The sequence below is a fragment of the Pseudomonas sp. ZS1P83 genome, assembly GCF_054897825.1.
Map to the genome: position 1 here is coordinate 1,448,737 of NZ_CM142706.1, position 26,341 is coordinate 1,475,077.

At 60.1% G+C, this 26,341-nt stretch carries 20 protein-coding genes, 4 tRNA genes and 1 pseudogene; 22 read left to right on the forward strand and 3 right to left on the reverse strand.

Annotated elements, in window-relative coordinates:
- Positions 1-60: 60 nt before the first annotated feature.
- Entirely contained in the window at positions 61-3,339 is a 3,279-nt protein-coding gene (locus ACYZT0_RS06990; RefSeq protein ID WP_462045197.1) for an EAL domain-containing protein, read from the reverse strand.
- A gap of 66 nt (positions 3,340-3,405) precedes the next feature.
- The gene (locus ACYZT0_RS06995; RefSeq protein WP_462045198.1) at positions 3,406-4,296 is read right to left on the reverse strand and encodes a LysR family transcriptional regulator; all 891 of its coding nucleotides are present in this window, start codon (positions 4,294-4,296) and stop codon (positions 3,406-3,408) included.
- A gap of 153 nt (positions 4,297-4,449) precedes the next feature.
- On the opposite strand from ACYZT0_RS06995, the gene leuC reads away from it, so the two are divergent.
- The 20 genes and pseudogenes from leuC to ACYZT0_RS07095 form a co-directional block, all read left to right on the forward strand.
- On the forward strand, positions 4,450-5,868 hold the full coding sequence (gene leuC, locus ACYZT0_RS07000; protein ID WP_462045199.1) for a 3-isopropylmalate dehydratase large subunit: 1,419 nt from the start codon (positions 4,450-4,452) through the stop codon (positions 5,866-5,868).
- Between the two features lie 10 nt (positions 5,869-5,878).
- Complete coding sequence (leuD, locus tag ACYZT0_RS07005; protein ID WP_462045200.1) at positions 5,879-6,523, forward strand: 3-isopropylmalate dehydratase small subunit; 645 nt, start codon at positions 5,879-5,881, stop codon at positions 6,521-6,523.
- Positions 6,524-6,665: 142 nt separating this feature from the next.
- Positions 6,666-7,433 (forward strand): class I SAM-dependent methyltransferase, encoded by a 768-nt coding sequence (locus tag ACYZT0_RS07010; RefSeq protein WP_462045201.1) that lies wholly within the window; start codon positions 6,666-6,668, stop codon positions 7,431-7,433.
- Between the two features lie 65 nt (positions 7,434-7,498).
- Positions 7,499-8,581: a 3-isopropylmalate dehydrogenase gene (gene leuB / locus ACYZT0_RS07015; protein ID WP_462045202.1), complete on the forward strand. Its 1,083-nt coding sequence runs from the start codon at positions 7,499-7,501 to the stop codon at positions 8,579-8,581.
- A 69-nt stretch (positions 8,582-8,650) separates the two neighbouring features.
- Complete coding sequence (asd, locus tag ACYZT0_RS07020; RefSeq protein ID WP_462032094.1) at positions 8,651-9,763, forward strand: aspartate-semialdehyde dehydrogenase; 1,113 nt, start codon at positions 8,651-8,653, stop codon at positions 9,761-9,763.
- Between the two features lie 245 nt (positions 9,764-10,008).
- Complete coding sequence (locus ACYZT0_RS07025) at positions 10,009-11,019, forward strand: aspartate-semialdehyde dehydrogenase (RefSeq protein WP_462045203.1); 1,011 nt, start codon at positions 10,009-10,011, stop codon at positions 11,017-11,019.
- Between the two features lie 207 nt (positions 11,020-11,226).
- Positions 11,227-13,866 carry a FimV/HubP family polar landmark protein gene (locus ACYZT0_RS07030; protein ID WP_462045204.1) on the forward strand — a complete coding sequence of 880 codons (2,640 nt, stop codon included), beginning with the start codon at positions 11,227-11,229 and terminating at the stop codon, positions 13,864-13,866.
- A 187-nt stretch (positions 13,867-14,053) separates the two neighbouring features.
- The gene (gene truA, locus ACYZT0_RS07035; protein WP_462046513.1) at positions 14,054-14,878 is read left to right on the forward strand and encodes a tRNA pseudouridine(38-40) synthase TruA; all 825 of its coding nucleotides are present in this window, start codon (positions 14,054-14,056) and stop codon (positions 14,876-14,878) included.
- A 63-nt stretch (positions 14,879-14,941) separates the two neighbouring features.
- Positions 14,942-15,568, forward strand: coding sequence for a phosphoribosylanthranilate isomerase (locus ACYZT0_RS07040; protein WP_462045205.1), 627 nt, complete (start codon positions 14,942-14,944; stop codon positions 15,566-15,568).
- A 236-nt stretch (positions 15,569-15,804) separates the two neighbouring features.
- On the forward strand, positions 15,805-16,725 hold the full coding sequence (gene accD, locus ACYZT0_RS07045) for an acetyl-CoA carboxylase, carboxyltransferase subunit beta (protein WP_046026890.1): 921 nt from the start codon (positions 15,805-15,807) through the stop codon (positions 16,723-16,725).
- Positions 16,722-18,029 (forward strand): bifunctional tetrahydrofolate synthase/dihydrofolate synthase, encoded by a 1,308-nt coding sequence (gene folC, locus ACYZT0_RS07050; RefSeq protein WP_462045206.1) that lies wholly within the window; start codon positions 16,722-16,724, stop codon positions 18,027-18,029. The genes accD and folC overlap by 4 nt, the downstream gene beginning before the upstream one ends.
- Positions 18,013-18,666: an SPOR domain-containing protein gene (locus ACYZT0_RS07055; RefSeq protein WP_462045207.1), complete on the forward strand. Its 654-nt coding sequence runs from the start codon at positions 18,013-18,015 to the stop codon at positions 18,664-18,666. The genes folC and ACYZT0_RS07055 overlap by 17 nt, the downstream gene beginning before the upstream one ends.
- 98 nt (positions 18,667-18,764) lie before the next feature.
- Positions 18,765-19,325, forward strand: a complete 561-nt coding sequence (locus tag ACYZT0_RS07060) for a CvpA family protein (RefSeq protein ID WP_074875247.1) — start codon at positions 18,765-18,767, stop codon at positions 19,323-19,325.
- A 41-nt stretch (positions 19,326-19,366) separates the two neighbouring features.
- Positions 19,367-20,872, forward strand: coding sequence for an amidophosphoribosyltransferase (purF, locus tag ACYZT0_RS07065; protein WP_462045208.1), 1,506 nt, complete (start codon positions 19,367-19,369; stop codon positions 20,870-20,872).
- 148 nt (positions 20,873-21,020) lie between these two features.
- Positions 21,021-22,232 (forward strand): O-succinylhomoserine sulfhydrylase, encoded by a 1,212-nt coding sequence (locus ACYZT0_RS07070; protein WP_462045209.1) that lies wholly within the window; start codon positions 21,021-21,023, stop codon positions 22,230-22,232.
- Positions 22,229-23,005, forward strand: coding sequence for an SDR family oxidoreductase (locus ACYZT0_RS07075; RefSeq protein ID WP_462045210.1), 777 nt, complete (start codon positions 22,229-22,231; stop codon positions 23,003-23,005). The genes ACYZT0_RS07070 and ACYZT0_RS07075 overlap by 4 nt, the downstream gene beginning before the upstream one ends.
- A gap of 159 nt (positions 23,006-23,164) precedes the next feature.
- Positions 23,165-23,240, forward strand: a tRNA-Val gene (locus tag ACYZT0_RS07080).
- A 55-nt stretch (positions 23,241-23,295) separates the two neighbouring features.
- Positions 23,296-23,372: transfer RNA gene (locus ACYZT0_RS07085), tRNA-Asp, on the forward strand.
- A gap of 93 nt (positions 23,373-23,465) precedes the next feature.
- Positions 23,466-23,542: transfer RNA gene (locus ACYZT0_RS07090), tRNA-Asp, on the forward strand.
- 337 nt (positions 23,543-23,879) lie between these two features.
- Positions 23,880-24,245 (forward strand): annotated as a pseudogene (locus ACYZT0_RS07095) (TonB-dependent receptor domain-containing protein); the annotation flags it as partial.
- Between the two features lie 135 nt (positions 24,246-24,380).
- On the opposite strand, the gene ACYZT0_RS07100 reads toward ACYZT0_RS07095, so the two are convergent.
- Positions 24,381-25,664 carry an NAD(P)/FAD-dependent oxidoreductase gene (locus tag ACYZT0_RS07100; RefSeq protein WP_462045211.1) on the reverse strand — a complete coding sequence of 428 codons (1,284 nt, stop codon included), beginning with the start codon at positions 25,662-25,664 and terminating at the stop codon, positions 24,381-24,383.
- Positions 25,665-25,847: 183 nt separating this feature from the next.
- Between ACYZT0_RS07100 and ACYZT0_RS07105 the strand changes: the two genes are divergently transcribed.
- Positions 25,848-25,924, forward strand: a tRNA-Val gene (locus ACYZT0_RS07105).
- 115 nt (positions 25,925-26,039) lie between these two features.
- Entirely contained in the window at positions 26,040-26,234 is a 195-nt protein-coding gene (locus tag ACYZT0_RS07110) for a hypothetical protein (protein ID WP_462045212.1), read from the forward strand.
- Positions 26,235-26,341 lie beyond the last annotated feature (107 nt).

Genomic DNA, 26,341 nt, shown 5'->3' on the forward strand with positions numbered 1-26,341 from the left:
CGAATGCGGCCCAAACCGAACGCAGCCTCGCGCTGCTCGGCAGCAGCTACAAGGTCCGAGTCATTTGAGCAGTTTTTGAAACCCCTCCACTGGCAGCGGCGGGCTGTGCAAATACCCCTGATAAAAATGGCAGCCCAGCCCCTGCAAAAATTCCAGCTGCTCCGGCGTCTCTACCCCTTCGGCAATCACTTTCAATTCGAGGCTGCGGGCCATGGCGACGATGGCGCGGATAATCTCGGCGTCGTTGGGGTCGGTCGTGGCGTCGCGGATGAACGACTGGTCGATTTTCAGGGTGTCGACCGGCAGACGCTTGAGGTAAGTCAGTGAGGAATAACCCGTGCCGAAATCGTCCATCGCAAAACTCACGCCGAGTTTTTTCAGGCGACGCATTTTGCTGATGGTGTCTTCCAGGTTCTGGATCACGATGCCCTCGGTGATTTCCAGTTTCAGCAGCGAGCAGGGCAGGCCATGACTGATGAGGCTGTGTTCGATGCGTTCGACGAAGTCGTTTTGCCGGAATTGCCGCGGGCTGATGTTCACGCACAGGCTGAAGTCCAGCGGGTCGACCAGGCCATTGGCAATCAGCTGTTTGAAGGCGCTGCAGGCTTCTTCGATGATCCAGGTGCCAACTTCCAGAATCAGTCCGCTGTCCTCCAGCACCTTGATGAACTCGGTGGGCGATTGCGCGCCGAGTTCGGGATGGTTCCAGCGCACCAGTGCCTCGGCGCCGACGATGCGCTCGTTCCGGGCGTCCACCTGAGGTTGGTAGTGCACGCGGAACTCACCCCGGGAAAGGGCCAGGCGCAGGTCGGTTTCCATGCGCAGACGTTCGCTCGCAGCCTTCTGCATGGTGTTGTGGTACATCTGCGTGGTATTGCGACCTGAATCCTTGGCTCGGTAGAGGGCGATGTCGGCGCGTTTGAGCAGGTCGGTCGGGGTCGAACCATGATCGGGAATCAGCGCGATGCCGATGCTCGGAGTCACTTGCAGGCGTTGTCCGTCGAGGAACATCGGCTCCGACAGCAGTTCACGCAAGGTGTCCGCCAACTGCTGAACCTGCTCGCTGACCTCGTTGCGTGAGCCTTCGAGCCCGCTAAGCAGCACCACGAATTCGTCACCGCCCAAACGGGCGACGGTGTCCTCCATGCGCACGCTGGCTTCGAGGCGCGCGGTGATGATTTTCAGCACGGTATCGCCCACCGGATGACCGAGCGAATCATTGATGTGCTTGAAGTGATCAAGGTCGAGAAACATCAAGGCGCCGCGCAGGTTGTGGCGCTTGAGCAGGGCGATCTGCTGGCTCAGGCGATCCATCAGCAGCGCGCGGTTGGGCAGGTTGGTCAGCGGGTCGTGGTAGGCCAGGTGACGGATTTGCGCTTCAGCGTTTTTCAGCAGGCTGACGTCCCGCGCGGTCAGCAGCAGGCAAGCGGTTTCGTTGAGGGTGATCGGCTCCACCGAGACCTCGACAGTCAGCAGCTCGCCGCGTTTATTGCGCCCGAGCATTTCCTGGTGATGCACCCGGCCGTTGATCTGTAGTTCGGCGAGCAGCGCCGAGCGTTGTTTTTCATCGGCCCAGATGCCGACCTGATACACCGTGCGACCAATCACTTCGTCGGCGCGGTAGCCGGTCAGACGGCAGAAGCCGTCGTTGACCTCCAGATAGCGTCCGGTGTCGCGCTCGGTGATGGTGATTGCGTCGGGGCTTGAGTGGAACGCCTTGGCGAACTTCTCTTCGCTGGCCTTGAGCGCCGCTTCCGAGCGCTGTTGCTGGGTGATGTCGCGCAGGGTGGTGACGATGCACGGCTGGTCGCCAACGCTGATCTGGCGACTGGAAATCACGCAGGTCAGGGATTGCCCGTCTTTGTGCTGAACCAGGATCGCCACGTTGTTCAGGCCTTGCTCGCGGATGACCTGCTCGATCCGTCGCAGGCTTTTCGTCGAAGCGTCCCATAGACCGATTTCGTCGGCGCCGCGGCCAATCACGTCGGCGGCGCTCCAGCCGAAGGTCTGGGTGAAACTGGAGTTGATCTCGATGAATTGGCCGGTGTCCTGACGGGTCACGCAAATCGGGTCCGGGCTGACCTGGAACAGGGTGGCGAACTTCTCTTCGGACGCCACCAGCAGCTGCTCACGCTCCACCTGATCGGTGATGTCGAGCAGCGTGCCGGCCATGCGCAGCGGAACCCCGTTGTCATCGCGATAGAGTCGGGCGCGGCTTTCCAGATAGCGCGAGCTGCCGTCCGGCAGTTGCACGCGGTAGGTCAGTTGATAACTGCCGGCCGGGCCTTCTCGCAGGCTGCGATAGGCGTCGCGCATGGTGCCACGCTCTTCGTCGGGCACGCCTTCGAAAAACTCGTCGAAGGATTCATGGAAAGGTTTGGCATCCATCCCGTGTAATTGGGCTGCGCGTGCCGAGCCGTACAGCATGCCGCTGGGAATGTGCCAGTCCCAGGTACCCAGTTGCGCTGAATCCAGAGCAAGGTCGAGCCGCTCCTGGCTGTCTTTCAGGGCGAGCTCGGCGGCTTTGCGTTCGGTGGTGTCCAGAAACGTACTCAGCAAATAGGGCTGGCCTTCGAGCTCCACCTTTTGTGCGCTGAGAATGCCGTCATGGACGTGGCCATTGCTGGCACGAAACTGCACCTCCATGCTGACCAGTTCGCCCTTGGCCTTGGTGGCCTTGACCAGTTGTGCGCGTTGCTCCGGGTGCACCCACAGGCCCAGTTCCACGGTGGTACGACCAATGGCGTTTTGCACGGGCCAGCCGAACAGACTTTCAAAATACTGGTTGGCTTCGGTAATCAGGCCGTCTTCCTGGCGGGTCAGCAGGACCATGTTCGGGCACAGGTGGAACAGCGTGGCAAAGCGCTTTTCCGAGCTGCTCAACGCTTGTTCGCGTTGGCGCTGGTGGGTGATTTCGCGGATCACGCCAATCATCCGTGGCCGACCGTGTTTGTCCGGCAACAGGCTGCCATTGATCTCCAGCCAGTGCAGGCTGCCGTCGGGCCAGCGAATGCGGTGGTGCATCGCCTGTTCCAGCGGAGCGCCGGCGATCACCGCGTGGAAAGCGCGAATGGTTTTCGCCCGATCCTCTGGCGGCAGCAAGTCGAGGTACTCCAGATCCGCCGGCAACGGTTGCCGGGGATCGAAGCCGAACAGCGCCTGGGTACCGCGCGACCAACTGATCTGCCCGCGCTCGATGTCCCAATACCAGGCGCCCAGACGTGCACCGTTGAGGGCGGCCAGCAATTGTGGGGCGCTTTCCCAGCTCTGCTCGGACCTTTTTGGGTCAAGCGCCTGTATACGCGGCATCGGCGGAACACGGTCAACAGATTTCGGCATGGGCAAGCCTTGGCTGAGTGGGGTGTCAGGTTCAGTAACTCGAGGCCCTATAAGAAGTAGCACAGCTTAGCCGAGAGTCCCTGGCAGATCGATTTGTGCATCCAGCAAGGCCATGAAGGCTCGCGCCGCATTCGACAGCGTCCTTTCTGTGTGCAGGATATAGCCTAGCTGGCGAGTCAGTTGTATGCCCGGCAAAGGTATTCGCGCAACTTGATCATCCAGCATGGTGCGCGGCAACACGCTCCAGGCCAGGCCGATCGAGACCATCATCTTGATGGTTTCCAAATAATTCGTGCTCATGGCGATGTTCGGCGTCAGGCCTTGAGCTTCGAACAGGCGCCGGACGATGTGGTGGGTAAAGGTGTTGCCACCAGGAAATACAGCCGGGTGCAGGGCAATGTCCGCCAGGCTGACCGGGCCATTGCTGATCAGCGAGTGCTCCGGGGCGGCCACGAAGTCCAGCGGGTCGTCCCACACTGGCGTGGCCTTGACCAGTGCGTGGGGCTCCGGTGCCAGGGTGATGACCGCCAGTTCGGCGCGGCCATGGAGGATTTCTTCGTAGGCCACTTCCGAATCGAGGAACTGAATATCCAGCGCCACCTGTGGGTAGCGTCGAGTGAACTCTCTCAATAAGGGAGGTAAGCGGTGCAGGCCGATGTGGTGGCTGGTGGCGAGGGTCAGGCGGCCGGTCACTTCGCCGGTCAGATTGGTCAGGGCGCGGCGGGTGTCGTCCAGCACATTCAGGATCTGATAAGCCCTCGGCAGCAGGGCGCGTCCGGCCTCGGTCAGGCCGACTTCACGACCCAGGCGATCAAACAATCGCACCTTCAATTGCTGCTCCAGTCCGGCAATGCGCTTGCTGATCGCCGGTTGGGTCAGGTGCAGCCGTTCGCCAGCGCCGGAGAAACTCCCAGTCTCGGCAATCGCGATAAAAGCGTTGAGGTTGGCCAGATCCATTGTGGTATTCCAGTTGGTTATCCAAAGCATAAAAAATATGAATTTGAGTTATTTAATGTAACCCCCTAGGATCGACCTCACAAGCCAAGGGGTTATCGAACCGTGCACGACCCAAGGCATAGAAAATAGAAGCAAGCTGATGAGGACCGTTTGATGGCCGGCAAAACGCTTTACGACAAGCTCTGGGATTCCCATGAAGTGAAACGGCGCGACGATGGGTCGTCGCTGATCTATATCGACCGCCACATCATCCATGAAGTGACTTCGCCCCAAGCTTTCGAAGGCCTGCGTCTGGCCGGGCGCAAGCCTTGGCGCGTCGACTCGATCATCGCGACCCCGGACCACAACGTACCGACCACTCCGGATCGCAAGGGTGGCATCGAAGCGATTACCGACAAGGTCTCGCGTTTGCAGGTTCAGACCCTCGATGACTACTGCGATGAATACGGCATCACTGAATTCAAAATGAATGACGTGCGTCAGGGCATCGTTCACGTGATCGGTCCGGAGCAGGGTGCCACCTTGCCGGGCATGACCGTGGTCTGCGGCGACTCGCACACCTCGACTCACGGCGCGTTTGGCGCATTGGCCCACGGCATCGGGACTTCCGAGGTCGAGCACGTGTTCGCCACGCAGTGCCTGGTCGCCAAGAAAATGAAAAACATGCGGGTGTCGGTCGAAGGCAAATTACCGTTCGGCGTGACGGCCAAGGACATCGTGCTCGCGGTGATCGGCAAAATCGGCACCGCCGGCGGCAATGGCCACGCCATCGAGTTCGCCGGCAGCGCCATTCGCGATTTGTCCGTTGAAGGTCGCATGACCATCTGCAACATGTCCATCGAGGCCGGCGCTCGCGTAGGTCTGGTGGCTGCCGATGAAAAAACCGTGGCTTACGTCAAGGGTCGTCCATTCGCCCCGAAAGGCGCGGAATGGGACATGGCGGTCGAAGCCTGGAAAGACCTGGTGTCCGACGCTGACGCCGTGTTCGACACCGTGGTCGAGCTCGACGCCACTCAGATCAAGCCTCAAGTCAGCTGGGGCACATCGCCCGAGATGGTTTTGGCGGTTGATCAGAACGTTCCCGATCCGGCGAAGGAAATGGACCTGGTCAAACGCGGTTCCATCGAGCGCGCCTTGAAATACATGGGATTGAGCGCCAATCAGGCGATCACTGACATTCAACTGGACCGCGTATTCATTGGTTCCTGCACCAACTCGCGGATCGAAGACTTGCGCGCTGCGGCGGTGATCGCCAAGGGCCGTAAAGTCGCGTCGACCATCAAGCAAGCCATCGTGGTGCCGGGCTCGGGCCTGGTGAAGGCGCAAGCCGAGGCCGAAGGCCTGGACAAGATTTTCCTCGAAGCCGGTTTCGAGTGGCGTGAACCGGGTTGCTCGATGTGCCTGGCGATGAACCCGGACCGTTTGGAGTCGGGCGAACATTGCGCCTCGACCTCCAACCGCAACTTCGAAGGGCGTCAGGGCGCTGGTGGTCGTACTCACCTGGTCAGCCCGGCCATGGCCGCGGCGGCTGCCGTCAACGGTCGTTTCATCGACGTTCGCGAACTGATCTGAGGAACCGCACATGAGAGCTTTTACCCAACACACCGGTTTGGTCGCACCCTTGGACCGTGCCAACGTCGACACCGACCAGATCATTCCGAAGCAGTTCTTGAAGTCGATCAAGCGCACCGGTTTTGGTCCGAACCTGTTCGACGAATGGCGCTACCTGGACGTGGGCTATGCCTACCAGGACAACTCCAAGCGTCCGCTGAACAAGGACTTCGTCCTCAACGCCGAGCGTTATCAAGGCGCCAGCGTGCTGCTGGCCCGCGAGAACTTCGGTTGCGGCTCGAGCCGCGAACACGCGCCGTGGGCGCTGGAAGAGTACGGTTTTCGCAGCATCATCGCGCCGAGCTACGCCGACATCTTCTACAACAACAGCTTTAAGAACGGCTTGCTGCCGATCATCTTAAGCGACACTGAAGTCGATGAGCTGTTCCAGCAGGTCGAAGCGAATCCTGGTTACGAGTTGAAGATCGACCTGCAAGCCCAAACCGTAACCCGAACTGATGGCAAGGTTTACAGCTTCGAACTGGACGAGTTCCGCAAGCATTGCCTGGTTAACGGTCTGGATGACATTGGCCTGACGTTGCAGGATCACGAGGCAATCGCAACGTTTGAAAGAAAACACCGTGCAAGCCAGCCTTGGTTGTTTCGTGACGTTTGATGATTTTGCGTAAGGCCGAATGACGCCTTCGCGGGCAAGCCCTGCTCCTACAGGGGAATGCATTTCAACCGTAGGAGCGAGGTTTGCCCGCGAAGAGGCCCGCCCCGACACCACAAGACTCACCCCCAAAAAGGAAGTCCCCATGACCAGCACCGCCCAGCATACTGAGGTTGTACAAAAGCAATTCGGTGAACAAGCCTCGGCCTACCTGAGTAGCGCTGTTCACGCTCAAGGCACTGAATTCGCTCTACTACAGGCTGAACTGGTAGGGCAGGGCGATGCCCGAGTGCTGGACCTGGGCTGCGGCGCCGGTCACGTCAGTTTCCACGTCGCGTCACTGGCGAAACAAGTGGTGGCTTACGACCTGTCGCAACAGATGCTCGACGTGGTGGCCGGTGCTGCCGTCGATCGCGGCCTGAGCAATGTGTCCACGGTGTTGGGCGCAGCTGAGCGGTTGCCGTTCGCCGAGGGCGAGTTCGATTTCGTCTTCAGCCGTTATTCGGCGCACCATTGGAGCGATCTTGGCCTGGCCCTTCGGGAGGTTCGCCGGGTGCTGAAACCGGGCGGGGTGGCGGCGTTCATCGACGTGTTGTCACCGGGTAGTCCGTTGTTCGACACTTACCTGCAAAGCGTCGAAGTGCTGCGCGACACCAGCCATGTGCGCGATTATTCCGCCGGTGAGTGGTTGCGTCAGGTCAGCGAAGCGGGGTTGCATACCCGCAGCACCACCCGTCAACGGTTGCGTCTGGAGTACACCTCGTGGGTGGAGCGCATGCGCACGCCAGCGGTGATGCGCGCGGCGATCCGCGAGCTGCAGCAGTCGATGGGCAACGAAGTACGCGAATATTTTGAGATTGAGGCCGATGGTTCGTTCAGTACCGATGTGCTGGTGCTGATGGCTGAACGATAAGGGCTGAACGATAGAATTTTTCCCGGCATGCCTATGGGCACGCCGACTGATGACATGAGGAAAGCATGAGCAAGCAGATTCTGATTCTCCCAGGTGACGGCATTGGCCCGGAAATCATGGCCGAAGCGGTCAAGGTGCTGGAGCTGGCGAACGACAAGTACAGCCTGGGCTTCGAGCTGAGCCACGACGTCATCGGCGGCGCCGCCATCGACAAGCATGGCGTGCCTTTGGCCGACGAAACCCTGGATCGTGCGCGCGCAGCCGATGCTGTACTGCTCGGCGCTGTGGGCGGCCCTAAATGGGACACCATCGAACGTGACATCCGCCCTGAGCGCGGCCTGCTGAAAATCCGCGCGCAACTGGGCCTGTTCGGCAACTTGCGTCCGGCGATTCTTTACCCGCAGCTGGCCGAGGCTTCGAGCCTGAAGCCCGAGATCGTTGCAGGCCTGGACATCCTGATCGTCCGTGAACTGACCGGCGGTATCTACTTCGGCACGCCACGCGGTACCCGCACCCTGGAAAACGGCGAACGCCAGGCTTACGACACCCTGCCGTACAGCGAAAGCGAAATCCGCCGTATCGCCCGTGTCGGTTTCGACATGGCCATGGTGCGCGGCAAGAAGCTGTGCTCGGTGGACAAGGCCAACGTACTGGCCTCCAGCCAACTGTGGCGTGAAATCGTCGAGCAAGTGGCCAAGGATTACCCAGAAGTCGAACTGAGCCACATGTACGTCGACAACGCCGCCATGCAACTGGTGCGTGCACCCAAGCAATTCGACGTGATCGTCACCGACAACCTGTTTGGCGACATTCTGTCCGACCAGGCATCGATGCTCACCGGTTCCATCGGCATGCTGCCATCGGCGTCGCTGGATACCCACAACAAAGGCATGTACGAGCCGTGCCACGGTTCAGCGCCGGACATCGCTGGTAAAGGCATTGCCAACCCGTTGGCGACCATTCTGTCGGTGTCGATGATGCTGCGTTACAGCTTCAATCTGCAGGATGCGGCCGATGCGATCGAGAAGGCCGTCAGTCTGGTATTGGACCAGGGCCTGCGCACTGGCGACATCTGGTCGACCGGTTGCACTAAAGTTGGTACGCAGGAAATGGGCGACGCAGTAGTCGCCGCGCTGCGGAATCTGTAATCTCTTGGGCCCGCTGCAACTTTCACTCTTGAAAGCAGCGGCCCACTTTTTAAAGAAGGTGTAGTTGCGATGAAACGTGTAGGTCTGATCGGTTGGCGCGGTATGGTCGGTTCCGTGCTCATGCAGCGGATGCTGGAAGAGCAGGATTTCGATCTTATTGAGCCGGTGTTTTTCACCACTTCCAATGTCGGTGGCCAAGGCCCGTCCGTGGGCAAGGACATTGCTCCGCTCAAGGACGCTTACAGCATTGAAGAGCTGAAAACCCTCGACGTGATTCTGACCTGCCAGGGTGGCGACTACACCAGCGAAGTCTTCCCGAAACTGCGCGAAGCCGGCTGGCAGGGTTACTGGATCGACGCCGCTTCCAGCCTGCGCATGCAGGATGACGCGGTGATCGTGCTGGACCCGGTGAACCGCAAGGTCATCGACCAGCAGCTCGACGCGGGCACCAAGAACTACATCGGCGGCAACTGCACCGTCAGCCTGATGCTGATGGGCCTCGGCGGCTTGTTCGAAGCCGGTCTGGTGGAGTGGATGAGCGCCATGACCTATCAGGCGGCCTCCGGTGCCGGCGCGCAAAACATGCGTGAACTGATCAAGCAAATGGGCGCGACCCACGCCGCTGTCGCCGATCAACTGGCCGACCCGGCCAGCGCGATCCTCGACATCGACCGCCGTGTCGCCGAAGCCATGCGTAGCGACGCGTACCCGACCGAAAACTTCGGCGTACCGCTGGCCGGCAGCCTGATCCCGTGGATCGACAAAGAACTGCCGAACGGTCAGAGCCGCGAAGAGTGGAAGGCCCAGGCCGAGACCAACAAGATCCTCGGTCGCTTCAAGAGCCCGATCCCGGTCGACGGCATCTGCGTGCGCATCGGCGCCATGCGCTGCCACAGCCAGGCGCTGACCATCAAACTGAACAAAGACGTGCCGATCGCCGATATCGAAGGGCTGATCAGCCAGCACAACCCTTGGGTCAAACTGGTGCCGAACCAGCGTGATGTCAGCATTCAGGAACTGAGCCCGACGAAAGTCACCGGCACCCTGAACGTACCGGTTGGCCGTCTGCGCAAACTGAACATGGGCACGCAGTACCTCGGCGCGTTCACCGTCGGCGACCAACTGCTGTGGGGCGCGGCCGAACCACTGCGTCGCATGTTGCGGATCCTGCTTGAGCGTTGATCGATTGAAGTCATAAAAAAACCCGTGCCTTGAAAGAGGTGCGGGTTTTTTTTATGGGAAATGTGTCGTCAAGACGGTCCCCTTCGCGGGCAAGCCTCGCTCCTACATGGGATCGCGGTGCCCTTGTAGGAGCGAGGCTTGCCCGCGAAGGGGCCGGCGCAGGCACCACAAATCCCCGGCAGAATTGCCTGCATGCCAACCACCCGGTAAAGTGCCGCTCCCCCCGTTCCGCCAGAGGTAGAACCATGAGCCAGTCCTTTGATATTGCCGTGATCGGCGCCACCGGTACTGTCGGCGAAACGCTTGTACAGATTCTCGAAGAGCGCGACTTCCCGGTGGGCAATCTCCACCTGCTCGCCAGCAGCGAATCGGCCGGGCATTCGGTGCCTTTTCGCGGCAAGAACGTGCGGGTGCGGGAGGTCGATGAGTTCGACTTCAGTAAAGTCCAACTGGTGTTCTTCGCTGCTGGCCCGGCGGTGACCCTGAGTTTCGCTTCGCGTGCCACGGCGGCCGGTTGTTCGCTGATCGACCTGTCCGGCGCCTTGCCGGCTGATCAGGCGCCGCAAGTAGTGCCTGAAGCCAATGCCGAAGTCCTGGCCGGTTTGAAAAAGCCGTTCCAGGTCAGCAGTCCAAGCCCTTCGGCCACCACGCTGGCGGTAGTGCTCGCACCGTTGCTCGGTTTGCTCGACCTGCAACGCATCAACCTGACCGCCAGCCTGGCCGTGTCCGCCCAGGGTCGCGAAGCCGTCACCGAGCTGGCCCGGCAAACTGCCGAGCTGCTCAACGTGCGTCCGCTGGAGCCGACCTTCTTCGATCGGCAGATGGCCTTCAACCTGCTGGCGCAAGTTGGCAAGCCCGATGACCGGGGGCATACGCTGCTGGAAAAACGCCTGGTACGCGAGCTGCGTCAGGTCATGGCACTGCCTTTATTAAAGATTTCCGTCACTTGCATTCAAGCCCCGGTGTTTTTTGGCGATAGCTTTAACGTGACGTTGCAGTCAGCGAGCGACATCGACCTGGCGAAAGTCAACGCCGCCCTGGAAGACGCGCCCGGTATCGAGCTGGTGGAAGCCGGTGATTACCCGACGCCAGTAGGCGATGCGGTAGGGCAGGACATGGTCTACGTTGGTCGGGTTCGCGGCGGGATCGACGACCCGTCGGAACTTAATTTGTGGCTGACGTCAGATAACGTACGCAAAGGCGCCGCGCTCAATGCTGTGCAGGTGGCTGAATTGTTGATAAAAAATCTGCTGTAAAAGATACTTGGCAACAATTTGTCGAATGAATCCAGCCGAGCGCTATGCTTGGCCGGACTGCTGAAGGCAGGCTCCCTCCGGGACTTTGCGTGGCATGAATGAAATGATCGCGCGCGACGACTCTTCGCCGCCGCGCGCAATGCCTTACGGCAGCGGCTATCAACACCTTCTCGCTGGCCGAGGAATGTTCAAACAAAGGATGAGGCTATGGTTCAAGTTCGCAAACTGGTGTTAGCAATAGCGGCCGCCTCGGCGCTGTCCTCCGGTATGGCGCATGCCCTCGGGCTCGGGGAATTGACCCTGAAGTCGACGCTGAACCAGCCCCTGGTGGCAGAAATCGAGTTGCTCGACGTCAAGGACCTCACCGCTGCCGAAGTGGTGCCGAGCCTGGCTTCGCCCGAAGATTTCGCCAAGGCCGGTGTCGACCGCCAAGCGTTTCTGAATGACCTGACCTTTACCCCGGTGCTCAACGCCAGCGGTAAAAGCGTCCTGCGTGTGACGTCCAGCAAACCACTCTCCGAACCCATGGTGAAATTCCTGGTTCAAGTGATGTGGCCCAACGGTCGCCTGCTGCGCGATTACAGTGTGCTGCTTGATCCGTCCAAATTCTCGCCGCAAACCGCTGATGCGGCTGCGCAACCTGCACCGACGCAAACCGTCACCGCGCCAGCGACCGGCGCGACCGGGCCGACTCAATACACCACCACGCCGCGCGATACCCTGTGGGAAATCGCTGCGAAGGCGCGCAATGGCGGTTCGGTCCAGCAAACCATGCTGGCCATTCAGGCGTTGAACCCGGATGCCTTTATCGACGGCAACATCAACCGGTTGAAAACCGGTCAGGTGCTGCGTTTGCCGGATCAGGCGCAGAGCACCAGCCTGCCGCAACCGAAGGCCATTGATGAAGTCACCGCGCAGAACACCGCGTGGCGTCAGGGTCGTCGCTACGTGGCGAAGCCCGGGACCGGGCAGCAGCAGCTCGATGCCACCAAACGCGCTCGCGGTGAAGGCACTTCGCCGCAAACGGCGAAAGACAGCCTGAGCCTGGTCTCTGCCGAGTCCGGCAAGGCCGGTGGCAAAGGCGCCAGGGGTGATGCCAAGAACCTGAGCAACAAGCTGGCCGTGACCCAGGAAAGCCTCGACACCTCCCGTCGTGACAACGCCGAACTGAAAAGCCGCGTGACCGATCTGCAAAGTCAGATGGACAAGCTGCAACGCCTGATCGAACTGAAGAACAATCAACTGGCCAAGTTGCAGGCTGAAGGTGCCGCGGGCGCACCGGCTGCTGCGACCGCTCCGGCGATGTCAGCCGAATTGGCGGCCAACCCTGCGGAAGCGGCTCCGGCGGCACCTGAAGCTTCTGCGTCTGAGGCCACGCCGTCTCCGGTTGAGAAGCCAATCGAGCCGACACCTGTAGCGTCCGAGGATCAAAAATTCAACGAACTGCTGACCAATCCGGTGCTGCTCGGCCTGGTGGGCGGCGGTGCGGTGGTTCTGCTGCTGTTGCTGCTGTTGCTGGCGCGTCGCCGCAAAGCCCAGCAAGAAGCCGATAAGCATTTGCGCATGGCTCGTGACTTGGCCGAGGAGCAGGACTTCTCCGCTGACCGCGACCTGCCGAAAAGCATCTTCGAAGACCTGGAAGTGCCGCCGCCGAGCGTGAAGCTCGCTACCGCGCCAACGCCAACGCCAACGCCACCACCTGCACCAGCCCCGGCCCCGGTGATTGCTCCGGTTGTGGTAACCCCGCCGATCGCCGCGCCACTGGTATCGCCTGCTGCCGAGCGCGATGACGACGTACTGAGCAAGGCGCAGTCGCACATCACTGCCGGTCGTCTGAATCAGGCGGCTGCCTTGCTGGAAGACGGGATCAAGCAAGAGCCGCAACGCAGTGACCTGCGCCTCAAGCTGATGGAAGTCTACGGTCAGCAAGGTGACCGCGATGCATTCGTTGCCCAGGAACGCCAACTGGTGGCCAACGGTGACAACTTTGCTCAGGTCGAAAAACTCAAGAGCCGCTTCCCGGCCATGGCCATTGTGGCTGCCGGTGGCATCGCAGCTGCTGCGATCACTGCCGAACTGGACGCGCAATACGTCAAGGATCTGCTGCTGGACGAGCCTGAAGTGCCGGCACCGGCAGTGCCCGATGACTTCGACAGTGCCTTCGATTTGAGTCTGGATGATCTGGAAACTGCCTCGCCGGCAGTGGTTGCACCAGAAGCAGCAGCAGAAGCAGAGCCAGTGTCTGCGGCTGAGCTGGACGAGTTTCCGCTGGATGACGACCTGAGCTTCGAGTCGGTGTTGCAGCAGCAGACCGATATCAAGGAAAACCTCGATGACCTGTCGGACTTTGACCTGGATATGGATCTCGGTGCGGACGCCTCGCCGGCGACTCTGGCCGAAGACGACTTCCTGCTGAGCCTGGATGACGGCGTCAAGGACTTGGATTTACCTGCCGCTGAAGCGCCGGTTGTTCCCGAAGTAGCGCTGGACGATCTGGAGCTGCCAGCCGATTTCGACCTGTCGCTGGCTGACGAAATGGACGCCCCTGACGTCCCGGATGCTTTCGCAGCCGAGCTGGATGACGTCAACGCTGAACTGGATCGTCTGTCGCAGAGCATTAGCGAGCCGACCTTCACGGCGGAAGACGCTATGGCCTCCGCAGCTGACGAGCCGGAATTCGACTTCCTTTCCGGCACCGACGAAGTGGCTACCAAACTCGATCTGGCCCAGGCCTACATCGACATGGGCGACGCCGATGGCGCCCGGGACATCCTCAATGAGGTGGTGACCGAGGGTGACGACGGTCAGAAGAGCGAAGCCAAGGAAATGCTTTCGCGTCTGGCTTGACTGATCGGTAAGGTGTAAACAAAACGGCAGCCCATTGAGGCTGCCGTTTTGTTTCTGTCCTGGTACCGGGCAGGGTACAAAAAGCACGCGCCTCTGGCGTCCCGGTCCGGCGGCCTTATAATGCCCGCCTTTGCGTACATCAGCAGGCTGTCACTCCTTGGCAAATATAGATAATCCGGGCGCCGAAATGGCGGCCGACGGCTTATTCCGGATCGCGTTGGGCGTTGAATACAAAGGTTCGCGCTATCGCGGCTGGCAGCGTCAGGCCTGCGGCGTACTCACCGTGCAGGAGACGCTCGAAAAGGCCTTGTCCAAAGTCGCCGACTCACCCGTGTCGCTGCTCTGCGCCGGGCGTACGGATGCCGGCGTGCATGCGTGCGGTCAGGTCGTGCATTTCGATACTCAGGTCGAGCGCTCGATGAAAGCCTGGGTCATGGGCGCCAACATCAACTTGCCCCATGACGTCAGTGTCAGCTGGGCCAAGGTCATGCCGGCGCATTTTCATGCTCGGTTCAAGGCCATCGCCCGGCGCTATCGCTACGTGATCTACAACGATCAGATTCGTCCGGCGCACCTGAACGATGAAATCACCTGGAACCACCGCCCGCTGGACGTCGAGCGCATGGCTGAGGCGGCCCAGTATCTGGTCGGTACCCACGACTTCAGCGCCTTCCGCGCTGGTCAGTGCCAAGCCAAGTCGCCGATCAAGGAACTGCATCACCTGCGCGTCACGCGCCACGGCAAGATGATCGTGCTGGATATCCGTGCCAGTGCCTTCCTGCACCACATGGTGCGCAACATTGCTGGCGTGCTGATGACCATCGGTGCCGGCGAGCGCCCGGTGGAGTGGATGAAAGAGGTGCTGGATAGCCGCATTCGCCGTTCCGGTGGAGTGACGGCGCATCCGTTCGGTCTGTACCTGGTGCAGGTCGAGTACCGCGACGAGTTCCAATTGCCCGAGCGTTACATCGGGCCGCACTTCCTCACCGGCTTCTCTGAACTTGACGGCTGACGCCCTTGAACGCTTTTGTTACCATCCGGGACTTTCTCGGATTTGCCTTGGGGTTCTATCGACATGTCGTCTGTTCGCAGCAAGATTTGCGGGATTACCCGCATAGAAGATGCGTTGGCAGCGGTCGAGGCCGGGGCTGATGCCATCGGGTTTGTGTTCTATGCCAAAAGCCCGCGGGCCGTGACGTTCCAGCAGGCGCGCTCGATCATCAAGGCGCTGCCGCCGTTCGTGACCACCGTGGGGTTGTTTGTCAACGCCAGCCGCTGCGAGTTGGGGGAAATCCTCGACGCCGTGCCGCTGGATCTGTTGCAGTTCCATGGCGACGAAACCGCGGTCGACTGTGAAGGCTGGCACCGCCCGTACATCAAGGCGCTGCGGGTCAAGGCCGGTGATGACATCGCGGCCGGTTGCGATGCTTATCCAACCGCCAGCGGTATTTTGCTCGACACCTTTGTTGAAGGCGTGCCCGGCGGAACCGGCGAAGCGTTCGACTGGTCATTGATACCGCAAGGCTTGAGCAAACCGATCATCCTCGCCGGCGGCCTGACTGCGGCTAACGTCGCCGAGGCGATTGCCCGGGTTCGGCCTTATGCCGTGGACGTCAGCGGTGGGGTAGAGGCGAGCAAGGGCATCAAGGATCACGCAAAGATTCAGGCATTTATTAAAGCGGTTGTAGGAGCTGTCGAGTGAAACGAGGCTGCGATCTTTTGATCGGGCGTTGATGTGACGGCTGGCAGACTGCCGCCGTCCATAACTGCACTTGCACAAAGCAGGCATGGCTGAGGATTTATGCGTTGTACGCAGGTCACGTTGTTCGCTGACCGTGGCAACCCATCGATCATCGCCACACACATGAATTTAGCTCAAGGGCATACGCGGGGCTGCGAACCAAAGTGTTCGGGCCGCCGGTACTGGAGAAAGAAAGCATGAGCAACTGGTTAGTAGACAAACTGATCCCTTCGATCATGCGTTCCGAGGTCAAGAAGAGCTCGGTGCCTGAAGGTCTGTGGCACAAATGCCCGTCTTGCGAGGCTGTGCTGTATCGTCCGGAGCTGGAAAAGACCCTGGACGTTTGCCCCAAGTGCAATCACCACATGCGCATCGGCGCCCGCGCCCGCATCGATATTTTCCTCGATGCTGAAGGCCGTGCCGAACTGGGCGCGGACCTGGAGCCGGTTGACCGTCTGAAGTTCCGCGACGGCAAGAAGTACAAGGATCGCCTGACCGCTGCGCAAAAGCAGACCGGCGAAAAAGACGCACTGATCTCCATGAGCGGCACCCTGCTGGGCATGCCGGTGGTGGTTTCGGCGTTTGAATTCTCCTTCATGGGTGGTTCGATGGGTGCGATCGTTGGTGAGCGTTTTGTTCGCGCTGCCAACTACGCGCTGGAAAACAAATGCCCGATGATCTGCTTCGCCGCTTCCGGTGGTGCGCGGATGCAGGAAGCCCTGATCTCCCTGATGCAAATGGCCAAGACGTCTGCGGTGCTGGCCCGTCTGCGTGAAGAAGGCATTCCGTTCATCTCCGTGCTGACCGACCCGGTCTACGGTGGTGTTTCCGCCAGTCTGGCGATGCTCGGCGACGTGATTGTCGGTGAGCCAAAGGCCCTGATCGGCTTCGCCGGTCCACGCGTGATCGAGCAAACCGTGCGTGAAAAACTGCCGGAAGGCTTCCAGCGCAGCGAGTTCCTGCTGGAGCACGGTGCGATCGACATGATCATTCACCGTCAGGAACTGCGCCCGCGTCTGGGCAATCTGCTGGCACAAATGATGGGCCTGCCGACGCCGAAATTCGTCGCCGCGCCAATCGAACCCATCGTGGTCCCACCGGTACCTGCCAACCTATGACCCAACGTACCCTGGGCGAGTGGCTCGCCTACCTTGAGCAGTTGCACCCTTCGGCCATCGACATGGGCCTTGAACGCTCGCAACAGGTAGCGTCCCGCATGGGACTGGGCAAGCCGGCGCCTCGGGTGATTACGGTCACCGGCACCAACGGCAAAGGTTCTACCTGCGCATTCTTGGCTTCGTTGCTGCGGGCGCAGGGCCTGAAAGTGGGTGTCTACAATTCTCCGCACCTGCTGCGTTACAACGAGCGGGTGCAGGTCAATGGCATCGAAGCCACGGACGCCGAGCTGTGCGAAGCTTTTGCTGCAGTCGAGGCGGGGCGTGGCGACACTTCCCTGACGTACTTCGAAATGGGCACCCTGGCGGCGTTCTGGCTGTTCCAACAGGCAGGGCTAGATGCCGTGGTGCTGGAAGTCGGGCTGGGTGGGCGTCTGGATACCGTCAACGTGGTGGATGCCGACATGGCGCTGGTCACCAGCATCGGCGTCGATCATGCGGACTATCTGGGCGATACCCGTGAGTCCGTGGCTTATGAAAAGGCCGGTATCTTCCGCCGGAGCGCGCCTGCGCTGTGTGGCGATCTGAATCCTCCACAACCTTTGCTGGATAAAGCGCGCGAGCTCAATTGTCCGTTTTTCCTGCGTGGGCGCGATTTCGACCTCGGCATCACCGATCACAACTGGCAATGGCGCGGTCTTGACGCTCAAGGGCGTGTGGTCGAGCTGCATGATCTGCCGTTGCTCGATCTGCCGATGGAAAACGCCGCGCTGGCATTGCAGGCTTACCTGTTGCTCGGCTTGCCTTGGGTGGAGGCACAGCTTATTGAAGCCCTGAAAGCGACGCGCGTGGTCGGTCGCCTTGATCGCCGTCAGTTCGATTGGCAGGGCAAGCGCCTGAATCTGTTGCTGGACGTGGGGCATAACCCCCATGCGGCAGAGTATCTGGCTCGTCGCTTGGCCAGCCGGCCACCGGTTGGCAAGCGTCTGGCGGTGTTCGGATTGCTGGCGGACAAGGATCTGGATGGTGTTGTCGGTGAATTGAATGCTAGTGTCCAGCATTGGGCCGTCGCGCCGCTGGATTCGCCGCGAGCGCGCCCGGTTGCCGATTTGCACGGGGCGTTGCAGAACCTTGGCGCCTCGGTAACGTCCTATGACAGCGTGGCCGCTGCCCTGGAAGGGCAGTGCGCGCTGGCGACGAGCGACGACGAGATTCTGTTGTTCGGATCATTTTATTGTGTCGCCGAGGCCCTTGAATGGCTGGCCCGGCGCTCCACGGAGGAAGCGGCAAATGGCATTGCTGGATAAGGCATACAAACAGCGCATGGTTGGCGCCCTGGTTCTGGTGGCGCTGGCGGTGATTTTCCTGCCAATGCTGTTTTCCCGTCAGGATGAACAGCGTCAAGTGACGGTTGAAGCCCCGGCTGCGCCGCAAGCGCCTTCGATGCCGCAAGTGCAGGTCGAGCCGGTGGGGGTGCCTGAGCCGCAAGCGCTGCCTCAGGAGCCTGTGCCGAGTGATGATGAAATTGCTCAGCAAGAAGCGCCGTCGACAGCGATTGCCCCAAGTGTCCCGGTGGCGCCTGCCGCCAAACCGGTCGCTCCGGCTCCTGTTCCGGTCGCCAAGCCTACGACAGCGCCTGGCCAGCCGATCACGGCCGCACCGGGCAAACCGGACACGACTCAAAGCCGCGTCGATGCCAATGGCCTGTCGGTCAGCTGGTCGGTGCAGCTGGCCAGTCTGTCCAGCCGTGCAAGTGCAGAAAGTCTGCAGAAATCCCTGCGCAGTCAGGGCTACAATGCCTACATCCGCACTGCTGACGGTAAGAATCGAGTGTTTGTCGGACCGCTGATCGAGCGCGCAGAAGCCGATCGTTTGCGTGACTTGTTGAGCCGCCAGCAAAATCTCAAGGGTTTTGTGGTGCGTTTCCAGCCTGAGCGTGGTTAAAACTATCGCCCCGATTTGAAATGCACTGACAATCGCAGCTTACCGATAAGCATGGGCTCTGCTAAAATGCGCCGCCTTATCCGTCTGTAGGCTGCACTGTGCCATTTACCTGGGTTGACTGGGCGATCGTTGCAATCGTCGCCATCTCCGCATTGATCAGTCTGAGCCGCGGCTTCGTCAAAGAAGCACTATCGCTGGTGACCTGGATCATCGCAGGAGTCGTCGCCTGGATGTTCGGTGGTTCATTGTCCGAGTACCTCGCCGGATACATCCAAACGCCGTCGGCTCGTGTGATCACGGGCTGTGCCATCATGTTTGTCGCCACGCTAATCGTAGGCGCAATGATCAATTATCTTATCGGCGAATTGGTTCGCGTCACCGGGTTATCCGGGACCGATCGATTCCTCGGCATGGCCTTCGGCGCCGCACGTGGCGTGTTGCTGGTGGTCGTGGCGGTCGGGCTGTTGAGCCTGGGGCCGGTACAGCAGGACGGGTGGTGGCAAGAGTCACAGCTCGTGCCAAAATTTCTATTGGTCGCAGACTGGTCAAAAAACCTGATCCTCGGGTGGAGCAGTCAGTGGCTTGCCAGCGGTATCAGCGTACCCGCTGAGATACCGTTCAAGGAGCACCTCTTGCCGATGGCCAAAACGCCTCAGTGAGTTGTGTTCAGTTCAGATCCATTAAGTAGGGGTTGCGTCGCATGTGTGGCATCGTCGGTATCGTCGGTAAGTCGAACGTCAATCAGGCGCTGTATGACGCGCTAACCGTCCTCCAGCACCGCGGCCAGGACGCTGCCGGTATCGTGACCAGCCATGATGGCCGGTTATTCCTGCGCAAGGACAATGGTCTGGTGCGTGACGTGTTTCATCAGCGTCACATGCAGCGCCTGGTCGGCCACATGGGTATTGGCCATGTGCGTTATCCGACCGCGGGCAGCTCGACTTCGGCCGAAGCCCAACCGTTTTACGTCAACTCGCCTTACGGCATCACCCTGGCGCACAACGGTAACCTGACCAACGTTGAACAGTTGGCCAAGGAGATTTACGAATCTGACCTGCGTCACGTCAACACCAACTCCGATTCGGAAGTGCTGCTCAACGTGTTCGCACACGAACTGGCCCAGCGCGGCAAGTTGCAGCCAACCGAAGAAGACGTGTTCGCGGCCGTCACTGACGTGCACAACCGTTGCGTCGGTGGTTACGCGGTCGTGGCGATGGTAACCGGTTACGGCATCGTCGGTTTCCGCGACCCGCACGGCATCCGCCCGATCGTCTTCGGCCAGCGTCACACGGATGAAGGCGTCGAGTACATGATCGCCTCCGAAAGCGTCTCTCTGGACGTGCTCGGTTTCACCCTGATTCGCGACCTCGCGCCGGGCGAAGCGGTCTACATCACTGAAGACGGCAAGCTGCACACCCGTCAATGCGCGACCAACCCGTCCCTGACCCCGTGCATCTTCGAACACGTTTATCTGGCGCGTCCGGACTCGATCATCGACGGCGTGTCGGTCTACAAGGCCCGCCTGCGCATGGGTGAGAAACTCGCCGAGAAGATCCTGCGCGAGCGTCCAGAACACGACATCGACGTGGTTATCCCGATTCCGGACACCAGCCGTACCGCGGCCCTGGAGCTGGCGAACCACTTGGGCGTCAAGTTCCGTGAAGGCTTCGTGAAGAACCGCTACATCGGCCGGACCTTCATCATGCCGGGCCAGGCTGCACGGAAAAAATCCGTACGCCAGAAGCTCAACGCCATCGAACTGGAATTTCGCGGCAAGAACGTAATGCTGGTGGACGACTCAATCGTTCGTGGCACTACCTGCAAGCAGATCATCCAGATGGCTCGCGAAGCCGGCGCGAAAAACGTCTACTTCTGTTCCGCGGCCCCGGCCGTTCGCTACCCGAACGTCTACGGCATCGATATGCCGAGCGCACACGAGCTGATTGCCCACAACCGTTCGACCCAAGACGTGGCTGACCTGATCGGCGCTGACTGGTTGATCTATCAGGACCTGCCTGACTTGATCGAAGCGGTCGGTGGCGGCAAGATCAAGATCGAGAAGTTCGATTGCGCAGTGTTCGACGGCCAGTACGTGACTGGCGACATCGACGAGGCTTACCTGAACAAGATCGAGCAGGCACGTAACGATGCCTCCAAGGTCAAGACGCAGGCAGTCAGTGCGATCATCGATCTGTACAACAACTGAGTTTTTACCGGCCTGTAGGAGCGAGGCTTGCCCGCGAAGCTTCTAGCGTCCCCCAGGGACCCTTCGCGGGCAAGCCTCGCTCCTACAAAGGTGCCCCTCCTCAAGGCCGGTTTCGTATCTATTACCGAGCAGGGCAAGGAGTGACAGCATGAGTCAGGATTGGGATGCCGGTCGGCTGGACAGCGACCTCGAAGGCGTAGCGTTCGATACCTTGGCCGTACGCGCCGGTCAGCACCGCACGCCAGAAGGCGAACACGGTGATCCGATGTTCTTCACCTCTAGCTACGTATTCCGTACCGCTGCGGACGCGGCGGCACGCTTTGCCGGTGAAGTGCCGGGCAACGTTTACTCGCGCTACACCAACCCGACCGTGCGCGCGTTCGAAGAGCGCATTGCCGCACTGGAAAGCGCCGAGCAAGCCGTGGCCACGGCGACCGGTATGGCCGCGATCATGGCGGTGGTGATGAGCCTTTGCAGCGCCGGCGATCACGTGCTGGTGTCGCGCAGCGTGTTCGGTTCGACCATCAGCCTGTTCGAGAAGTACTTCAAGCGCTTTGGGATCGAAGTCGACTACGTGCCCCTGGCGGACTTGTCCGGCTGGGATGCAGCGATCAAGGCCAATACCAAACTGCTCTTCGTTGAATCGCCGTCCAATCCGCTGGCCGAGCTGGTGGACATCACCGCACTGTCGCAAATCGCTCATGCCAAAGGTGCGCTGCTGGTGGTCGACAACTGCTTCTGCACCCCTGCGTTGCAGCAGCCGCTGAAGATGGGCGCGGACATCGTTGTGCATTCGGCGACCAAGTTTATCGACGGCCAGGGCCGTTGCATGGGCGGTGTTGTGGCGGGTCGTAGCGAGCAGATGAAAGAAGTCGTCGGTTTCCTGCGGACAGCCGGGCCGACGCTGAGCCCGTTCAACGCCTGGATCTTCCTCAAGGGCCTGGAAACCCTGAGCCTGCGGATGAAGGCGCATTGCGCCAACGCTCAGCAACTGGCCGAGTGGCTGGAGCAGGAGGACGGCATCGAAAAAGTCCATTACGCCGGCCTCAAAAGCCATCCGCAGCACGCGTTGGCCCTGCGTCAGCAGAAGGGCTTCGGTGCGGTCGTGAGTTTTGAAGTCAAGGGTGGCAAAGAGGGCGCCTGGCGCTTTATCGATGCGACCCGTCTGATTTCCATCACCGCCAACCTCGGTGACACCAAGACCACTATCACTCACCCGAGCACCACCTCTCACGGCCGTCTGGCGCCGCAAGAGCGTGAAGCGGCGGGCATTCGTGACAGCCTGATCCGCATCGCGGTCGGTCTGGAAGACGTGGCAGACCTGCAAGCCGATCTGGCGCGCGGGTTGGCGGCCTTGTGATCGAGTTGTCCACACCGACCACCGGCACCAATGGCCGCGTCGCACTGGTCACGGGTGCTGCGCGGGGCATTGGTCTGGGTATTGCGGCGTGGCTGATCAGCGAAGGCTGGCAGGTGGTGCTGAGCGATCTTGATCGAGTGCGCGGTTCGAAAGTGGCGAAAGTGCTCGGCGACAACGCCTGGTTCATCGCCATGGACGTCGCGAACGAAGGGCAGGTGGCGTTGGGCGTCGCCGAGGTGCTGGGGCAATTCGGGCGCCTGGATGCGCTGGTGTGCAACGCGGCGGTTGCCGATCCGCACAACATCACCCTTGAAAGCCTTGAGCTGGCGTACTGGAATCGGGTGCTGGCAGTGAATCTCAGTGGGCCGATGCTCTTGGCCAAGCACTGTGCACCGTACCTGCGCGCTCACAGCGGTGCGATCGTTAACCTGGCCTCGACCCGCGCCGGGCAGTCGGAACCCGACACCGAAGCTTATGCGGCGAGCAAGGGCGGCCTGTTGGCCCTGACTCACGCCTTGGCCATCAGCCTCGGGCCGGAAATCCGTGTCAATGCGGTCAGCCCGGGCTGGATCGATGCGCGAGACCCCTCCGCGCGTCGAGCCGAACCGCTGACCGATGCCGACCATGCCCAGCATCCGGCGGGCAGGGTAGGGACGGTCGAGGACGTGGCGGCGATGGTCGCTTGGCTGTTGTCAAAGAACGCCGGTTTCGTCACAGGCCAGGAGTTCGTGGTCGATGGCGGCATGACCAAGAAGATGATTTACAGCGAGTAATCCGAGCCGGGGCCGCGACAGCTGCGGCTTGAGGTTGCAGGTGGCCATTGGCAGCGCCGCGGGAAATGACATGATTTTGTCTTTTTCAGAAAAACTTCAAGCGGGGTATTGACTTAGCTTCGGTACCTGCGTAAATTTCGCGGCCTCGGAGATGCAAACGGGTGATTAGCTCAGCTGGGAGAGCGTCTGCCTTACAAGCAGAATGTCGGCGGTTCGATCCCGTCATCACCCACCACTTCCGAGAGTCTTGCGAAAGCAAGATGGAAGCTTTTAAAAGCCTCCACCGACGCGCAGCGGTAGTTCAGTCGGTTAGAATACCGGCCTGTCACGCCGGGGGTCGCGGGTTCGAGTCCCGTCCGCTGCGCCATATTTTCCGAGTCAGGTTCGCCTGCCTCGAGATTGATAAGCCTCGAAGCTTTCCAATCAGACGAGTTAATTGGACGCAAGTCCAAAGCGATACGCAGCGGTAGTTCAGTCGGTTAGAATACCGGCCTGTCACGCCGGGGGTCGCGGGTTCGAGTCCCGTCCGCTGCGCCATATCTGCTTCAAGGCCCACTGAACGCCTTGGAGCTACGAAGAGAGCTGCTGGTAATGCCAGTGTCTACTTCGAGTCGATAGCAAAGACCCTGGTCGAAAGATCGGGGTTTTTTGTGTCTGCGATTTGGCTTTTCTCTCCTTTTCCCTGACCCTCAGGGATTCGCATCCGCCGGCCAAGTGCGGATGTGCAATAAATTCTGACTCTTCTATATGATTTCCTTCAATAACGCGCAGCTCTGACTCCCTGGCGCCTGCGTGACCGAAATGCCTGTCCGTCATTTATTTATTCCCGTTGTTCCTGGGTGCAAAACGCACAAAGGGCTTGGTGTGAAGTCTCAACACCACCAATGGCACCTTCGACGGCAACCAGGCGCCGGCTACGCTGAAATACAACGTCAACCTGGGCGCCGAGGGGGACATGCCGACCGTACAGGGCCTGACCCTGACCAGCCGCGGCATTTTTTCCAGCTCGCAGTATCTGGACCCGTCCAACAACAAGGAAATCGACTCCTGGGAGCGTTTCAACGTGGGCGCACGCTACGCGTTCAAGGTCGAGGAAAAGAACATCACCCTGCGTGCCAATGTCGAGAACGTAGCGGACAAGCGCTACTGGAGTTCAGCCGGGGCCTCGGATGACAGCGAACCTGGCTTGACGCTGTCGACCCCGCGTACCTACCTCCTTTCGGCGACCGTCGACTTCTGATTTTGAACGGGGACTAAGCCATAGGTGATGATGGATGGTGTCTGCTTCCTCGATGCCCGACGTGCGGCCGAGCTGCTTCCCGAGCTGATATGAAAAGGGGCAACTGTGCAGTTGCCCCTTTTTTGCGTCTGTCGGTCAGAAGCCGAGTTTGTCTCGCAGTCCGTAATACCAGGCGCCCAACGCAGCGAACGGTGTACGCAGCAGTTGTCCACCCGGGAACGGGTAGTGGGGCAGGTCGGCAAAGGCGTCGAAACGCTCGGCTTGGCCACGCAACGCTTCGGCCAGCACCTTGCCCGCCAGGTGCGTGTAGGTCACGCCATGGCCGCTGCAGCCTTGGGAATAGTAGATGTTGTCGCCCAGGCGTCCGACCTGAGGAAGACGCGACAAGGTCAGCAGGAAATTGCCGGTCCAGGCGTAATCGATCTTCACGTCCTTGAGCTGCGGGAATGCTTTGAGCATCTTCGGCCGAATAATCGCCTCGATGTTCGCCGGACCCCGCGCGCCATACACCACGCCGCCGCCGAAGACCAGGCGCTTGTCGCCGGTCAGACGGTAGTAGTCGAGCAGGTAGTTGCAGTCCTCGACGCAGTAATCCTGTGGCAACAGGCTCTTGGCCAATGCGTCGCCCAAGGGTTCAGTGGTGATCACCTGAGTCCCGCAGGGCATCGATTTGGCAGCCAGTTCCGGCACCAGATTACCGAGATATGCGTTACCCGCGACGATGATGAACTTGGCCCTGACCTTGCCTTGAGGCGTATGCACCACCGGATTCGCGCCGCGCTCTATGCGCACCGCCGGCGACTGCTCATAAATGATACCGCCCAACGACTCGACGGCTGCCGCTTCGCCCAGCGCCAGGTTCAATGGATGAATGTGCCCGCCGCTCATGTCGAGCATGCCGCCGATGTATTGATCGCACGCGACCACTTCACGGATGCGACGCTGATCCATCAGTTCAAGCTGCGTGTGACCGAAACGCTCCCACAGACGCTTCTGGGATTCCAGATGCCCCATCTGCTTAGCGGTAATGGCGGCGAATACACCACCGTCCTTCAAGTCGCACTGGATATTATATTTGGCGACCCGCTCACGAATGATCCGCCCGCCCTCGAACGCCATTTGCCCCAGCAGCTGCGCTTGCTTGGGGCCCACACTGCGCTCGATCACATCGATGTCGCGGCTGTAACTGTTAACGATCTGGCCACCGTTACGCCCCGACGCACCAAAACCCACCTTCGCGGCTTCGAGCACTGTTACCCGGAAACCATTTTCCAGCAGAAACAGGGCAGAGGACAGACCGGTGTAACCGGCGCCGATCACACAGACATCAGTCTCTACGTCATCCTGCAGGGCCGGACGCGGCGGAACCGCATTGGCCGATGCGGCGTAATAGGATTCCGGGTAGGGGGTGTACGCCATCCTGCAGCCTCTGTTTAATATATTTTACGAGTGCGTCGATCCTACCCGAGATAAAAATCGGCCGCCAGCCACCGCAAAATCTTCTTTGCAGCAGCAAAATTAAATATTTTGCATATTCATAGGGTTAGCTCGAAAAAAGGTGTTGACACCCCTCCGGAATTCCGTAGAATGCCGCCTCACAGCAGGCACGTAGCTCAGTTGGTTAGAGCACCACCTTGACATGGTGGGGGTCGTTGGTTCGAGTCCAATCGCGCCTACCAAACAAAATCCGCTCTGCTGGGCGGTCTAGAAGGGCTCATCGAAAGGTGAGCCCTTTTTTGTTGTCTGCGATTCAGGCGTAAGATAGCGGTGCTACCTCATCAAAAGGAGCCGCATATGATCGCCGACCAAACGAACAAACAGGCATCTGAGGACAGGGCTGTTTGGGATCGATACTTCTGCGCTGCGTTGATTGCGGAAAGCAATCTGACGGCACCGGTTGTAGGGGGGGCTACTCATGAAGACAGGCAGAACCTGTTGATTGAAAGGGCCAAAGCTCTCGCTGACAAGATGATGGAAAACAGAAAATAACCAGAGCCCAGCCATCGCGCTGGGCTCTTCACATCTGGATTTCGGCACCAGGCAATCCTCCGCTTTATAGGCTACTACTGACAGGCCAATCCAAATTTCGTCCTGAC

Excerpts from the sequence above, each read along its gene's own strand:
- ACYZT0_RS06990 (WP_462045197.1), bottom strand. The coding sequence starts at position 3,339 with ATGCCGAAATCTGTTGACCGTGTTCCGCCGATGCCGCGTATACAGGCG.
- leuD (WP_462045200.1), top strand. The coding sequence starts at position 5,879 with ATGAGAGCTTTTACCCAACACACCGGTTTGGTCGCACCCTTGGACCGT.
- ACYZT0_RS07030 (WP_462045204.1), top strand. The coding sequence starts at position 11,227 with ATGGTTCAAGTTCGCAAACTGGTGTTAGCAATAGCGGCCGCCTCGGCG.
- ACYZT0_RS07070 (WP_462045209.1), top strand. The coding sequence starts at position 21,021 with ATGAGTCAGGATTGGGATGCCGGTCGGCTGGACAGCGACCTCGAAGGC.
- folC (WP_462045206.1), top strand. The coding sequence starts at position 16,722 with ATGACCCAACGTACCCTGGGCGAGTGGCTCGCCTACCTTGAGCAGTTG.
- purF (WP_462045208.1), top strand. The coding sequence starts at position 19,367 with ATGTGTGGCATCGTCGGTATCGTCGGTAAGTCGAACGTCAATCAGGCG.
- ACYZT0_RS07055 (WP_462045207.1), top strand. The coding sequence starts at position 18,013 with ATGGCATTGCTGGATAAGGCATACAAACAGCGCATGGTTGGCGCCCTG.
- ACYZT0_RS07040 (WP_462045205.1), top strand. The coding sequence starts at position 14,942 with ATGTCGTCTGTTCGCAGCAAGATTTGCGGGATTACCCGCATAGAAGAT.
- accD (WP_046026890.1), top strand. The coding sequence starts at position 15,805 with ATGAGCAACTGGTTAGTAGACAAACTGATCCCTTCGATCATGCGTTCC.
- ACYZT0_RS07110 (WP_462045212.1), top strand. The coding sequence starts at position 26,040 with ATGATCGCCGACCAAACGAACAAACAGGCATCTGAGGACAGGGCTGTT.
- ACYZT0_RS07100 (WP_462045211.1), bottom strand. The coding sequence starts at position 25,664 with ATGGCGTACACCCCCTACCCGGAATCCTATTACGCCGCATCGGCCAAT.
- ACYZT0_RS07025 (WP_462045203.1), top strand. The coding sequence starts at position 10,009 with ATGAGCCAGTCCTTTGATATTGCCGTGATCGGCGCCACCGGTACTGTC.
- leuB (WP_462045202.1), top strand. The coding sequence starts at position 7,499 with ATGAGCAAGCAGATTCTGATTCTCCCAGGTGACGGCATTGGCCCGGAA.
- ACYZT0_RS06995 (WP_462045198.1), bottom strand. The coding sequence starts at position 4,296 with ATGGATCTGGCCAACCTCAACGCTTTTATCGCGATTGCCGAGACTGGG.
- leuC (WP_462045199.1), top strand. The coding sequence starts at position 4,450 with ATGGCCGGCAAAACGCTTTACGACAAGCTCTGGGATTCCCATGAAGTG.
- ACYZT0_RS07010 (WP_462045201.1), top strand. The coding sequence starts at position 6,666 with ATGACCAGCACCGCCCAGCATACTGAGGTTGTACAAAAGCAATTCGGT.
- truA (WP_462046513.1), top strand. The coding sequence starts at position 14,054 with ATGGCGGCCGACGGCTTATTCCGGATCGCGTTGGGCGTTGAATACAAA.
- asd (WP_462032094.1), top strand. The coding sequence starts at position 8,651 with ATGAAACGTGTAGGTCTGATCGGTTGGCGCGGTATGGTCGGTTCCGTG.